The organism is Alteromonas sp. NFXS44 (assembly GCF_040148705.1).
Lineage (GTDB): Bacteria > Pseudomonadota > Gammaproteobacteria > Enterobacterales > Alteromonadaceae > Alteromonas.
Genome location: NZ_JAGDEA010000002.1, coordinates 154,154 through 168,025, shown reverse-complemented (window position 1 = coordinate 168,025; position 13,872 = coordinate 154,154). Strand labels below are relative to the sequence as shown.

Here is a 13,872-nt window from a genome sequence, read left to right as displayed (position 1 = left end):
TTCGTAATCTGATGTCTCATTATTCAGGACGAAGAAAAAATAAAAAGAACCGGGAGAAACCGTGAAATTTGCGCATTTAGCTTTGTTATCCACTCTTATTGTCACTTACACCCCTGCCTCACAAGCATCATCGCCGGACACTGCTGACTTTGAAGCTGCCGTGTCACTCAGGGAAAACTGGAAGACCCTGACCCGTGACATAGTTTTCCCCGCAGACTGGCAACCAGACAATGAGACATTCATTTACCGCAAAACAGTAGCCGGCGGCTTCACCTGGTTCATTGAGTCCGTATCCGGTGGTAAGCCGGTGAAAGCGTTTGACCATGACATCATTGCCAGAGGGCTGTCGGTTGCCCTGGGCAGTGAAGTATCGTCATCAGATTTACCCTTGTCTCATGTCACGCTTGATAATGAAAATGACACCCTGCATTTCAATATGGACTATGAGAGCTGGCAGTGCAGTTTGTCCCGTGCAGATTGCCATGCGCAGGAGTACGACCATTATCGTCCGAAAGCATTTGGCGTGGTACGGGATTTAACCGTTTCGCTGGAGGATAGGGTGCCGGCTTCACCGGATGGTAAATACCGGGCCATGCAGGAAGGCTATAACCTGGTAATAAAAAACGGCAACGATGACATTGTTTATCAAACTTCAGACGGCTCTGCAGAAAATCAGTACGACATTGCTTCGGTAAAATGGTCCGGCGAAAATGACGCGCTGGTGGTCATCCGTTTTGTGCCGGGGGAAGCACGATATGTGACACGGGTGGTGGCAGCACCTGAAAACCGCCTGCAGCCTGAGGTAGTTAAACAGCTCTACCCCAAGCCCGGTGACCGTGTTGATGCCGACCAGCCTGTACTGATTAACCTGACAACATCATCACAACAGGATGTCGCACGTTCACTGACAGATCAGGCTTACATCATCAGCGGTATTTACTGGCATAAGGATAACCGTGCGTTTTCGTTTCACTACACCCGCCGCGGCCACCAGCAGGAGCGCATCATCACGGTGGATAAACAATCCGGTCATGCCACCGTTGCCATTGAAGAAAACGCTGAGACCTTCATCAACCGCTGGCGTGGCTTTTATCACGATGTAAACGAGGCCGGCAAAGAACGAATCTGGTTATCTGAGCGCGACGGCTATGCCCACCTCTATTTATATGACGGGGATAATGACAGCCAGCCGCAACAAATTACGCAGGGGAACTGGCTGGTGCGGGAAGTGGTACATGTTGATGATGAAGCCCGCCAGATCTATTTTGCTGCCAGTGGCATGAATGAAGGTGAAGACCCGTACTTTACGCATTACTACCGGATCAATTTTGACGGTACGGCACTGACACCACTTACCGGCGCGAAGGCAAATCACGAAGTGCGCTTCTCTAATGATATGCAGTGGTATGTGGATGTGTATTCAAGACCCGACCTGCCCAATGTGGCCGAACTCAGACGCACAAAAGATAGCAAATTACTGCGCACACTGGCGAAGCCGGATATTTCCCGCCTGACCGCCGCCGGGTTTACTGCCCCGGACGTATTTGTGGCAAAAGGGCGGGATGATAAAACAGATATCTGGGGCCTGATTGTGAAACCGCAGAACTTCGATGCGACAAAGCAGTATCCGGTAATAGAAAATATCTACGCCGGCCCCCATGACAGTTTCGTGCCTAAAAATTTCTGGCCGTTTGGCTACCATTCCGGCGGCGATAAAATCATTGGTATGCAGGCGCTGGCAAATCTGGGTTTCATTGTGGTGCAGATGGATGGCATGGGTACGGCAAACCGCTCTAAAGCCTTTCATGATGTGGCGTGGAAAAATCTTGGCGATTCAGGTTTTCCCGACCGGATAAAATGGCATAAAGCCGCTGCCGCTCAATATCCCTGGTATGATATTTCAAAAGGCGCAGGCATTTACGGTGCCTCTGCAGGCGGCCAGAGTACACTGGGTGCACTGGTGTTCCACCCTGAATTTTATACCACCGGCGTTGCTTACGCCGGTTGCTATGATAACCGCATGGATAAAATCAGCTGGAATGAACTGTGGATGGGCTACCCTGTGGATCAGAGCTATGTGGCCTCATCGGCGATGGAACATGCCGGGGATTTACAGGGCAACTTATTGATCATTAACGGCGAGCAGGACAGCAACGTAGATCCGGCGTCAACCATGCAAGTCGTCGACAAACTGGTAAAAGCCGGCAAAGATTTTGATTTGCTGATCATTCCGGGCGGAGAGCATTCTGCCGGGCGCTCAACCGGCCCGGTAGACTACGTTCAGCGCAGGCAATTCAGCTTTTTTGTAGAAAAGCTGCAACACAGCCCCCTGCCGGATTTTAATCAAGAAAGCGGAAAATAGCCGGCAGGTGTTTTTCAAAACCGGTAAAACTGTGGTCGCCGCCCCGCTCAATGATAAGGTCGCTGTCAGCGTACTTTTCTTCAGCCTGGCGGTAATCCAGTGTTTCATCACCGGTTTGCAGCAGTACCTTATAGCTTTCCGGTGCCGCTAAACTTTCGCTTTCCATTGCCTTCAGTACCGCCATATCTTCCTGCACAATCTTAAACGGCTCACCGGTGTAAGGGTTAACATGTTCACCGACGTACTTAAGCAACAATTCGAATGGCTTTACCGCCGGATTGATTAATACCGCTTTGCCGCCGTACTGCTCCACCAGCCAGGTAGACAAATAGCCTCCCATTGAACTGCCTATGGCACGCAGACCCGTTTCCGTCAGTTGTGGATGGGCCTGAATATAGTCAGTCAATTGCTGCCCCACCTGAGAAGGGTAATTCGACAGTTGCGGGATATGTAATGTGATATCCGGCCGGTGCTTTTCACACCAGGCGAGAGTTTGCTGCGCTTTTACTGATTTAGGTGAGCTTAGAAAGCCGTGCAGGTACAACACGTGAATCATTCAATTCTCCTGACTGAAGAGGTCCATTCGCCATCAGGCGACAACATAATCTCCCGGTACCCGGGGGGTAACGCAGCAGTGCCGAATTCAGGACCTAACTGCCATTGCCAACAGGTCGACGGTACCGACAGCACGGGTATCCCGGCGGCTTCATAACATAATCCGGCATGCACATGACCATGTATTGCCATAGCCATACCGGTAGCGGACTCAAGCCAGGCCAGCAGATCCTGAGGGTTTTCCAGGGCGTGTTTATCCATCCAGCTGCCGGTAGGCAAAACATGATGATGCAGTGCCAGTATGTGAAAACAATCAGCGATACTGTTGATATCTGCACTCACCGCCTGCAATTCTGCCGGCAGAATTTGTCCCCGTGCGCCCTGAAAACGCGTATCGAGCCCGTGTACTTTCCAGTTATTGATGCACCAGGCGTTGCCGGCATGGAGAATGTGCTCAGCGAAAAGGGCTTCAAAGTGAGCGTTGCTGTCATGGTTTCCGGCTATGACCCGCCACTCACAGCCGGGCAGATACCGGTTCATCAGTGACAGAAAATGCCGGTAACTTTCTTCACTGTTATCGCCGCTCACATCGCCGGTAATTATCACATTGTCCGGCGCTTCCCCGGCGGCACATTCAAGCACACGGCTCAATGACAGATAAGGATTTACACCGTATGCTGTCTGTTCAGGATCAGCAAACAGGTGACAGTCGGACAGTTGTAGCAGCCGCATTAAACCGGGGCCGATACCACAGGTTTATTTTTCAGACAAAACTGCAGCCATTCTGCAAGAAAGATATTAATCATCAATTTCTCGTTGCGCTGACGCATTTTGCTGTTGGGATAATCGTATGACGGGGCAAATGCACCGGTGTTCTGACTGGTGATGACTTCAGCCATTCTGGCATCGTGATACAACCTGACAGACATAGACGGCTTCAGATATTCCGGCGTGCCGGTACTGTTTTGAGAAACCGTCAGCGTGGTGGTGTAACGGGCAGCCTCATCAATGGTAATTTGATAGGTGAACTGCTCAGCCACGGAAAACCGGTAGACAAGCGATTCGGTATCACAATCCGGCAGCAAACGCAGGAAACGGCTGTAGTTCAGTTCACACAGTGCCTGCATGCTGGGAAGATGTGGTACATATTTTCGCGTTGTCTGATTCAAACCTGACTCCAGTTTTTCAACAGTTCTTCTTTATGCATGAAGAACCATTGTAGCGCAATTATGGTAGCAGCGTTGTCAATGCGGCCATTTTCCAGCCATTCAAGGGCGTCTTTTTCCGCCACACGGTGAACACGGATATCTTCTGACTCATGTTCAAGGCCATGAATACCGCTGGCGGTAGTGGCATCCGTGGTGGCCATAAAAATATGAATACGCTCCGTGGTGCCGCCCGGACTGGCGAGGTAACTGGTGGCTTTACTCAGTTGCCTGAGCACAATACCCGCTTCTTCTTCTGCTTCGCGGCAACACACATCCGCTTCAGTTTCACCTTCATCGATAATGCCGGCGATCACTTCAATTAACCAGGGATTATCACTGGTGGCCATTGCCCCTATCCGTATTTGTTCGATCAGTACGAATTCCTGCGTATCAGGATCGTAAGGCAGCACGGCAACGGCATGACCCCGTTCAAATATTTCACGGCGCACTGTATCGCTCCATCCACCGGCAAAAAGCTTGTGTTTGAAGTCGTAACGCACCATTTTAAAAAAGCCCTGATACAGTGGCGTTTTTGCTTCAATCTTTATATCGTTTGAGTTAAACATCCCGATTTTTTTGCTCATTTACATTCACTCTCGCATGTAAAAGCCTTATGATACTGGTCAACTTGAAACCGGCTGTTTAATCACCATTTTGGTTTTCTGGTAAAAAGCCGTACTCAAGCTTACAGAGAAAAGCGGCGATAACATATTCTGTTACAGTTAAACACGCCCTGTTACCAGAACAGACTACCGGTTTACGGAGTGATTTCATACACTTCATAGCTTATGAGTCCAGTGGACCGTCAATAATTACAGGAAGGCACATTAATGAAACGAACACTCTTATCGTTGATGGTTGGATTAGGTATTACCGCAGGTGTTCCGGCAACGGCATTTGCAGACGACCTTTTACAAGTATATCAGCAGTCACTGGCAAATGATCCGGTTGTAAATCAGGCCAAAGCGCAACGGGACGCTGCCTACTCCGGTATTACCATCAGCCGTGCCTCTTTACTGCCACAAATTTCAGGAACCGTAGGTTACACCACGTCTTCTGCTGAACGTGCCCAGTTTTTAGGCGAAGGTATCACCATGATCGACTCCGACAGTGATACCACCAGCTATGGCCTGAACCTTTCCATGTCATTGTACGACCATGCCAACTGGGTAGGTCTGGACCGCGCGGAAAAAGTAGCAGAACAAAGTGACGCCACTCTGGCCTCTGCCATGCAGCAACTGATTGTACGGGTAACCACTGCGTATTTTGATGTGTTACGTGCGAAAGACAGCCTGGAATTTGTAAAAGCTCAGAAAAGTGCCATTGAACGTCAACTTGAACAAACCAAGCAACGTTTTGAAGTGGGCTTAACGGCGATCACTGACGTGCATGAAGCGCAAGCTAACTACGACAATACCATTGCTCAGGAAATTCAGGCAGAAAATGCCGTCGAGCTGGCACTTGAAGCACTTCGTGTAATTTCCGGCAAGTACCACGACAGACTGTACGAACTCAACACAGAGAACTTCTCTGCAACCATGCCACAACCGGCCACCCCGGATGAATGGCTGGAAACCGCCGAAGAGAAGAACTTATCGTTACTGGTTAACCGCCTGGCAATGGACATTGCGAAAGAAGACATTTCTTCTGCCCGTGCCGGTCACCTGCCAACACTGGATTTAACTGCGTCTGCGGGTAAGGACAAAACTCACAGTACAACGACTGTAGGTAACGAAGTTATAGACAACACCACGCCTTACCTCGACAGCTACAGCGTTGGTGTGCAACTGAACGTACCAATTTTCCAGGGCCTGAGCGTATCAGGACAAACTGAGCAGGCGAAGTTTAACTACATTTCTGCCAGTCAGGATCTGGAACTGACTTATCGTCAGACTGTTCAGTCAGTACGCAGCTCGTTCAACGATGTGAAAGCATCGATGTCGACAATCCGCGCACTGGAACAGGCTGTGGTTTCTGCCCGCAGTGCACTTGAAGCCACTGAAGCCGGTTTCGATGTGGGTACCCGTACCATTGTTGACGTACTGGACAGCACGCAAAACCTGTTTGATGCCCGCCGTAACCTGGCTGGTGCCCGCTACGATTTCATTCAGGCGGTGGTTAATCTGAAACAGGCTGCCGGTACGCTGACAGCACAGGATATTGAAATGATTAACAAAGGTTTACGGCCGGCGGATACCGAAAACAGTTAATTGTGAAGAGAAATGCAAAAGCCGTTTGCCCTTGCGGGCGAACGGCTTTTTTGTATGTATATGAAATAAGATTACTGGCCGGCGTTTGCTGAACGGGATTGCAACGCAGAAAGCATGGATAGCAAATCATGCAAGTCCTCTTTCAGCGAGGAAGCATGCTCTGAAGTGGGAATAAAATTCTCCAGTTTTTCACTGGTATCCAGCAATTTTCCTTGCAAGCCTGATAATGAGTCATCCATTATACATGCCTTCGATGATGTTAACGTTAATGACATTGTAGAAAAACCAACTGCATTTTTGAAACACTCTTGATTCTTAATATTTATACTTAAGTAGTAATTTTGCCAACATCATGAAAGCCACTGAACTCCAGAATCGCTTTGAACGGATCCGTTCTAATAAGACATTTGAGATTTTTGTCATCTCAGTCATCATCATCTCCGCCTTACTGGTAGGCGCCAAAACCTATGATATGCCAAGAGGTTTTGCCTCGGTCACCTTGATACTCGACTGGTTTATCAGTGCTTTTTTCCTGACGGAAATCACCATCCGCTTTCTGGCCGAGAAAAACAAAAAGCAGTTCTTCAAAAGCTTCTGGAACTGGTTTGATACGTTGATTGTGATTGTCAGCCTTATCCCGGCTGAAAGCACCGATCTTGCTCTCGTAGGCCGGCTGGTCAGGGTGTTCAGGGTTTTAAGGATGATTTCCATCATCCCCGAACTGCGGATCTTACTGGTGTCGCTGGTAAAAGCCTTGCCTCAGCTTGGCTATGTCATGCTGCTGATGTTTATCATCTTTTACATCTATGCCGCCGTTGGCAGCACTTTATTTGAGCAAATAAACAGTGAGCTATGGGGCGATATCACTATTTCCATGCTGACGCTGTTCAGGGTAATGACCTTTGAAGACTGGACGGATGTCATGTACGAGACCATGGCAGTGTACCCGCTCAGCTGGCTGTACTATCTCACTTTTATCTTCTTTACGGCGTTTGCCTTCCTCAATATGGTAATTGGTATTGTGGTAGGTGTGATGGAGCAGGAAAACGCTGCCGCCCGTCTTGAAGCCGCAGCTGAAAATAATGAGCCCACGCTGAATGATGTGATGGCTGAACTGAAATCACTCCGTGAGACAGTAAACAAGTTTCAAAAATCTCCCGACTGATCAGTTTAATCCATAAAGGTGAAGTATAAAAAAATCCCCGCTGACGGCTCAGCGGGGATTTTTGTTTACCCTTCAATACCAGGTAATCACAGACTGTAGCGAACGCGGATACGTTCCGCCCGCTTCTGCCCGTCGGTTGTCGTGAATTCCTGATTGCGCATTTTACGGCGTGCGACTTCTTTTTTGCCCATATCAAGCAGCAATTGAACGTAGTTCAGATACACAATATCGGTAACAGGCTGATCATTGACCACCGACTCATACAAAGACAGTGATTCCTCATACTTGTCCTGCTGAATAAGGATCTGCGCCAGTGTATCAACTGAATCCGCATTTTTAGGCTGCAGGCCAACGGCTTTACGGGCCAGTTCCATGGCCTTATTCAGTTCACCATCTTCGTAATACAGGTAAGCCAGGTTATTCAGTACCACAAAGTTCTCCGGCATTTGCTCTAAAATACCGGCGTACACAGATTTCGCTCCTTCTTTGTCTGAGCCGATCAACCGCTCCGCCTTTAACATGGCAATGCGGATATCAGCCGGATGTGCCTCAAGGTGACTATCTATAAACGGGTTAACCTTTGGTGCCTGACCAGACGTTTCGTATGCTGCAACCACCAGCAACGCATTCTGGCTGTTCGGATTGGCGTCATATGCTGTCATGGCATCTTTCACAGCATCCGCGCTCTTACCTTCCAAAATAGCAACACGGGCGTAAATACTGCGAACAAAGGGCAACGCTTTAACGTTTTCAGGCATATCATCCAGAATCGCCTTTGCAGGCTTGGGTTGACGGGTCATAGCCAGAAAATGGGCTTTCAGTAATTTGACCTGACTGTCAGGCTGTTTCGCCAGAAATGAATTAGTGAGATTCAGCCCCTGCTGATATTGTTGCTGTGCATCTAACAGTAACAACATTCCCAGCACAGCAGTTTTGTCCTGAGGATAGAGTTTCAGCCATGCATCGTAATGTGCCGCAGCGCCTTTCACGTCGTTCTGACGGATAAGCGTCTGACCTTTAAGGTTCCAGAACAACTTGGGCGTCTTGACTGTAGCCTGCACCGGTGCCAGCAAACTCATCACTCTGTCATCTTCGTTATTGGCAAAGGCAATACGGCCCGCTAATAAACGTAAATTCAGATCATCCGGCGTTTTCTGAAGCTGATCATAGACACCTTGTGCAACGGTGGCGGCATCAGCTTCATTAGTCTGTACAGCGACGGTGTATAACACATCTCTTGCCTGCACATTACCCGGTTCTTTTTTGAGAATATCATTTAACACCGCTACTGCTGCCGGCACGTCGCTCTCAGACAGAAGTAATCTTGCCTGTACCAGATCGATTTCAGTGGTACCGGGATTAAGCGCCTTGGCTTTTTCAATTTCAGCCAGAGCCCCCTCTTTGTCACCCTGCTTAAATGCAATTTCCGCCAGGAATAAGTGTGGCGTGTGGTTGTCCGGTTCTTTTTCAGCCCATTCCAGCGATGCTGCTTTCGCTTTATCGAGTTTGTTCGTGGTCATATAAGCCGTGATCAACGTACGTTGCGTCACGAAAGACTCCGGCGCCATTTTAGCGGCAGCTTCCAGATTCACTAACCCGTCGATATCATTAACCGATAACTGCAGCACACCAAGTCTGGCAAGGTCTTCCGCGGTTTCACTCATGGTGCCGGACTTCTCAATCATGGCTTTGGCGTCTACCACGTTGCCCTGACGTAACAACTGATAACCGGCTTTTGAAAACAGTGATGCACCGGCTTCACCGTCAACTTCTACCCGGTTCAGGATCTGTGATGCGTCTTCTCCCTGCCCCATCTGTAATAAGCTGTCGGCCAGCATGCGTAACGCAGGATGATCGGCAGGTAAAGCTGGCGCCACCTCAGACAGGTACTCATTGGCTGCGGCAAAATCCTGCATCTGATAAGCCACATAGCCGCCCAGTAATCTGATCGCCGGATTGTTATTGCCATTACGCATGGCAGTTTCAAGGAAACTCATGGCCTTTTCATAGTTGCCGGCATTGGCTTCGATGATACCTTTATACTGGTTCAGTAACGGATGCTGGGGGTTATTGTTCAGCAGTTCCGTGACCATCGGGTCGGCATCTTCAGTTTTTCCTGCTTCGATTAGCAGTGTGATGTAAGCAAATTTACTGGTTACATCAGTGGGGTTACCTTCTACGTAGTCACCGAAGGCATCCATGGCAATCGCTTTATCACCTGTCGCCAGTGCCAGTTTGCCTAACTGTTGCAACACATCTTTGTTTTGCGGTGCCTGCTCACGCAGGGCTTTTAACGATGAGAGCGCACCTTCTGCATTCTCATTGATAATATCACGGTAAGTTAACGCCAGCCCCTTATACACCGAACCGGTATCGAGGGTTTCTAACTGATCAATCAGCGCCAGCGCATCTTCATTCTTGCCCAGTTGCGCCATGGCCTGCATTTTGTAGAAGCCAACTTCTGCAGATTCGACTGCTGTCATTCCTTCCATTTGAAAATCAACACCGGCCAGCGCATTTTCAGCGCCGGTTTTCTGATAGGCCACAGAGAGATAAGGAATCACTTCAGAGGCAGACTGCCCCAGATCCAGTGCACGGTTAAGTTCTTTTTCAGCGCCGTCAAAGTCACCGGTTTGCAGATAATATTTACCCAATTCGAAACGGGGTTCAGGTGCTTTAGGATTACTCTTTATCGCGTTTTTAAACTCGATAATGGCTGCATCACTGTTATTCGCATTGGCGAACTGCTTCGCAGCTTCGAGGTGTTCTTCTGTGGATTTTTTGCCGCAGCCGGTGAGACCCGCAGATAAACATGCAGCAATCGCCAGAGGCACTATTATCCGTTTTCCTGTTTTGTTATAATTCATCCTTTGTACCTTTACTTTCTTGTTTGGTATTCCACTCCTATCTGGAATATAATACCTCTTTAGTAAAACAGCCCGCGCCACCTCAAGATACATGATTCACAGAAGATACATGATTCAGGGGTACTCCGGGTAATCGTGCCGGCGTGTGCCGTGCCCACCTCTTTCATATAATCATTCAGGATCATTAATGACCAATACTGTCGAGCTGACATTTAAAGACCTTAACTTACCAGAAAGCATACTACAGGCTCTGGAGAAAGTTGGCTATGAAAAGCCATCCCCTATCCAGGCTGAAAGTATCCCGCTACTGCTTGAAGGCCATGACCTGTTAGGTCAGGCGCAAACAGGTACAGGTAAGACTGCGGCCTTTGCCCTTCCAATGCTCGCAAATATCGACCCGGAAGCAAAGTTACCGCAATTGCTGGTACTTGCTCCAACCCGCGAACTCGCTATTCAGGTGGCGGAAGCCTTTCAGGTTTATGCCAGCTTTTCGCAAAAAATTAAGGTACTGCCTGTATACGGTGGTCAGTCTTACGATAACCAAATTCGTCAGCTTAAGCGTGGCGTACAGGTTGTTGTTGGTACCCCGGGCCGTATCATCGACCATATTAACCGCAAAACATTAAACTTAAGTGAACTGAGGTTTCTGGTTCTCGACGAAGCTGACGAAATGCTGCGCATGGGTTTCATTGATGACGTTGAGACAATCTTAAGTCATGCTCCGGAAGAAAAGCAGACTGCGCTGTTCTCGGCCACCATGCCCGGACCAATCAAAAAGATTACCCAGCGTTATCTGAAAAATCCGAAGCACGTTAAAATTGAATCGAAAGTTTCAACGGCCAGCACCATCCGTCAGCGTTACTGCCAGGTTGCACCGCACCATAAGCTGGAAGCGTTAACCCGTATTATGGAAGTGGAACCGTTTGACGGCATGATCATTTTCGTACGTACGAAAACGGCGACTGTTGAGTTATCTGAAAAACTGTCTGCCCGTGGCTACGATGTTGAGCCACTGAACGGTGATATCCCGCAGAATGCCCGTGAACGCACAGTAGAAAAACTCAAGCAGGGTGCTATCGACATTCTGGTTGCAACAGACGTTGTTGCCCGTGGTCTTGACGTTGAACGTGTAAGCCATGTCGTTAACTTTGATATTCCTTACGATACAGAGTCATACGTGCACCGTATCGGTCGAACTGGCCGCGCAGGTCGTAGTGGTGAAGCAATTCTGTTCATTTCTCACCGTGAAAAGCGTTTACTTTTTGCCATCGAGAAAGCTACGCGTCAGCCTATTGAGCGTATGCCGATTCCTTCAATTAATGAATTGAACGAAACACGCCTGAGCAAGTTTAAGCACGCGGTGAGCGAAGCGACCAGTGATGACAGCCTGGAATCTCTGATGCCTATCGTGGAATCTTTACAAAAGGAAACAGAAGCTTCGCCGGAGCGTTTAATTGCCGCACTGATTAAACTTGCACAAGGTGACGAACCTCTGTTACTGAAAGAATCTGACCGTCCTGATTTACACAGTAAACCACAACGCGAAGATCGTGGTGACCGCGGCCCCCGTGATCGTGGTGATCGAGGCGACCGTGGCCCCCGCAGTGACAGAGGTGACAGAGGCGACCGTCGTGGTAAGCGAGCTTCAAGCAAGCCAGAAGCCGGCATGCAGCGTTACCGTATTGATGTTGGTCATACTCACGGTGCCAAGCCAGGTAACATTGTGGGCGCTATTGCTAACGAAGGGAATATCAACAGCAAGAACATTGGTGCTATCGAAATTTATGATAAATTCAGCACCGTTGATTTGCCTCAGGGCATGCCCCGTGAAACTAAAGAGCTGCTGCAAAACACCCGCGTAGCCGGACAGAAGTTATCTATCCGCGAGTGGTCAGATACGCCGCCAAAGCGTCGGGCTCCCCGCAAAAACTAAATGAATAAAGGCAAGCGTTATAGCTTGCCTTTTTTATATGCCATTTGGAAATAAGAAGGCACAAAACAACTCTTTTCTTTCCGTGGAATCCCGTCAAAATAGTCCTAACACCACTGCGTTATTATCAGCGTTACAGGATCCACAGGCACATGCGTTACTTCCCGTTATTTATCGACACTCAACAATCTCATTGCCTGATCGTAGGTGCCGGAGAAGTGGCAGCCCGAAAACTGGAATTAATCCTGAAATCCGAAGCCAGCGTGACTGTTGTCGCCCCATGGATGTGCGACACCGTAAAATCCTACGCGGATAATCCCCGGGTCACACTCATTAAACGTGAATTTGCGGATACTGATCTGACTGATCAGCAAATGGTATTTGTGGCCACCAGCGAAACCGACATTAATCAGCATGTACATGATATTGCCCGTGAAAAAGGCATTCTGGTTAATGTGGTAGATAACACACCACTTTGCCAGTTCATCACGCCCTCGATTATTGACCGTTCCCCCATTGTTATTGCAATGAGCAGCGGTGGTGTCGCTCCGGTTTTACTGCGTTATTTACGTCAGAAGCTGGAATCCGTGATTCCTGCGAATATCTCCCGTCTGGGCGCTTTTTCTGAGAAATTCCGTGAGAAAGTGAAGTCGTCACTGAAAGGCGTAACGGCCAGACGGTATTTCTGGGAAGACGTACTGGATGGCGACATAGCCGAGCTGGTTGAAAAAGGCCAGCCAGAAAAAGCTGATGCACGTTTTCTGGAAGCACTGTCAGCAGCGCAAAGCGAACAAAAAATTGAAGGTCAGGTCTATCTGGTAGGTGCCGGCCCCGGTGATCCTGATCTGCTGACATTCCGCGCCTTGCGCCTGATGCAGAAAGCGGATGTCGTGGTTTACGACCGGCTGGTGTCTCCTGCCATTCTTGAACTGGTGCGCCGGGACGCCGAAAAGATCTATGTGGGCAAGGCGAAAAGTAACCATACTCTGCCTCAGGACCAAATCAATTCACTGATGGTCGAAGAAGCGAAAAAAGGTAACCGTGTTGTCCGTCTGAAGGGGGGCGACCCGTTCATCTTTGGTCGTGGCGGCGAAGAAATCGAAGAACTGATAGCCGCCGGTATCGATTTTCAGGTTGTGCCGGGCATTACCGCAGCCAGCGGTGCCAGTACTTACGCCGGCATTCCGTTAACTCACCGCGATCATGCCCAGTCTGTTACCTTTGCTACCGGTCATCTGAAAAACGGCACTATCGATTTGAACTGGCCGGCACTGGCCCATCAAAATCAGACTATCGTATTCTACATGGGCCTCACCGGCCTGCCTGTTATTTGCAGCAAGCTGATTGAACACGGTTTGTCTGCTTCCACGCCCATTGCGCTGGTTCAGGAAGCAACCAGAGAGTCTCAGAAAGTCATTACCGGCACTCTCGATACTATCCCCGCTCATCCGCAACTGGATGAAATGAAGCCCCCTACACTCATTATTGTGGGCAGCGTAGTCACACTGCATAAGAAGCTGGACTGGTTTACTGCTTAACCCTTTGTTAAATTCAGGTTTTGTTCCATACTCTGTG

Annotated in this window: 11 protein-coding genes; 5 read left to right on the top strand and 6 right to left on the bottom strand. The window is 49.0% G+C overall.

Annotated elements, in window-relative coordinates; all coding sequences use genetic code 11:
* Positions 1 to 61: 61 nt before the first annotated feature.
* Positions 62 to 2,362 (top strand): DPP IV N-terminal domain-containing protein, encoded by a 2,301-nt coding sequence (locus J3369_RS03930; RefSeq protein WP_349584020.1) that lies wholly within the window; start codon positions 62 to 64, stop codon positions 2,360 to 2,362.
* Here J3369_RS03930 and J3369_RS03925 read toward each other — a convergent pair.
* The 4 genes from J3369_RS03925 to nudF are packed head-to-tail and all read right to left on the bottom strand — an operon-like array spanning position 2,340 to position 4,709.
* On the bottom strand, positions 2,340 to 2,918 hold the full coding sequence (locus J3369_RS03925; RefSeq protein WP_349584018.1) for a YqiA/YcfP family alpha/beta fold hydrolase: 579 nt from the start codon (positions 2,916 to 2,918) through the stop codon (positions 2,340 to 2,342). The genes J3369_RS03930 and J3369_RS03925 overlap by 23 nt on opposite strands.
* The gene (locus tag J3369_RS03920) at positions 2,915 to 3,649 is read right to left on the bottom strand and encodes a metallophosphoesterase family protein (RefSeq protein WP_349584015.1); all 735 of its coding nucleotides are present in this window, start codon (positions 3,647 to 3,649) and stop codon (positions 2,915 to 2,917) included. The genes J3369_RS03925 and J3369_RS03920 overlap by 4 nt, the downstream gene beginning before the upstream one ends.
* A complete protein-coding gene (locus J3369_RS03915) occupies positions 3,649 to 4,044 on the bottom strand; it encodes a DUF1249 domain-containing protein (protein WP_119500027.1) in 396 nt (131 codons plus the stop codon). Before J3369_RS03915 ends, J3369_RS03920 begins: the two co-directional genes overlap by 1 nt.
* 38 nt (positions 4,045 to 4,082) lie before the next feature.
* Entirely contained in the window at positions 4,083 to 4,709 is a 627-nt protein-coding gene (gene nudF / locus J3369_RS03910; protein ID WP_349584012.1) for an ADP-ribose diphosphatase, read from the bottom strand.
* Positions 4,710 to 4,955: 246 nt separating this feature from the next.
* Between nudF and tolC the strand changes: the two genes are divergently transcribed.
* The gene (gene tolC, locus J3369_RS03905; RefSeq protein ID WP_119500025.1) at positions 4,956 to 6,335 is read left to right on the top strand and encodes an outer membrane channel protein TolC; all 1,380 of its coding nucleotides are present in this window, start codon (positions 4,956 to 4,958) and stop codon (positions 6,333 to 6,335) included.
* Positions 6,336 to 6,406: 71 nt separating this feature from the next.
* On the opposite strand, the gene J3369_RS03900 is transcribed toward tolC, so the two are convergent.
* On the bottom strand, positions 6,407 to 6,574 hold the full coding sequence (locus J3369_RS03900) for a hypothetical protein (protein ID WP_161599088.1): 168 nt from the start codon (positions 6,572 to 6,574) through the stop codon (positions 6,407 to 6,409).
* Positions 6,575 to 6,687: 113 nt separating this feature from the next.
* Between J3369_RS03900 and J3369_RS03895 the strand changes: the two genes are divergently transcribed.
* Complete coding sequence (locus tag J3369_RS03895) at positions 6,688 to 7,500, top strand: ion transporter (protein ID WP_349584007.1); 813 nt, start codon at positions 6,688 to 6,690, stop codon at positions 7,498 to 7,500.
* An 86-nt stretch (positions 7,501 to 7,586) separates the two neighbouring features.
* Here the strand turns inward: J3369_RS03895 and prsT are convergent, their stop codons facing one another.
* Complete coding sequence (gene prsT, locus J3369_RS03890; protein ID WP_349584005.1) at positions 7,587 to 10,367, bottom strand: XrtA/PEP-CTERM system TPR-repeat protein PrsT; 2,781 nt, start codon at positions 10,365 to 10,367, stop codon at positions 7,587 to 7,589.
* Between the two features lie 187 nt (positions 10,368 to 10,554).
* On the opposite strand from prsT, the gene J3369_RS03885 reads away from it, so the two are divergent.
* Positions 10,555 to 12,300: a DEAD/DEAH box helicase gene (locus J3369_RS03885; RefSeq protein ID WP_349584002.1), complete on the top strand. Its 1,746-nt coding sequence runs from the start codon at positions 10,555 to 10,557 to the stop codon at positions 12,298 to 12,300.
* Positions 12,301 to 12,449: 149 nt separating this feature from the next.
* Positions 12,450 to 13,835: a siroheme synthase CysG gene (gene cysG, locus J3369_RS03880; protein WP_303573825.1), complete on the top strand. Its 1,386-nt coding sequence runs from the start codon at positions 12,450 to 12,452 to the stop codon at positions 13,833 to 13,835.
* The last annotated feature ends 37 nt before the right edge of the window (positions 13,836 to 13,872 follow it).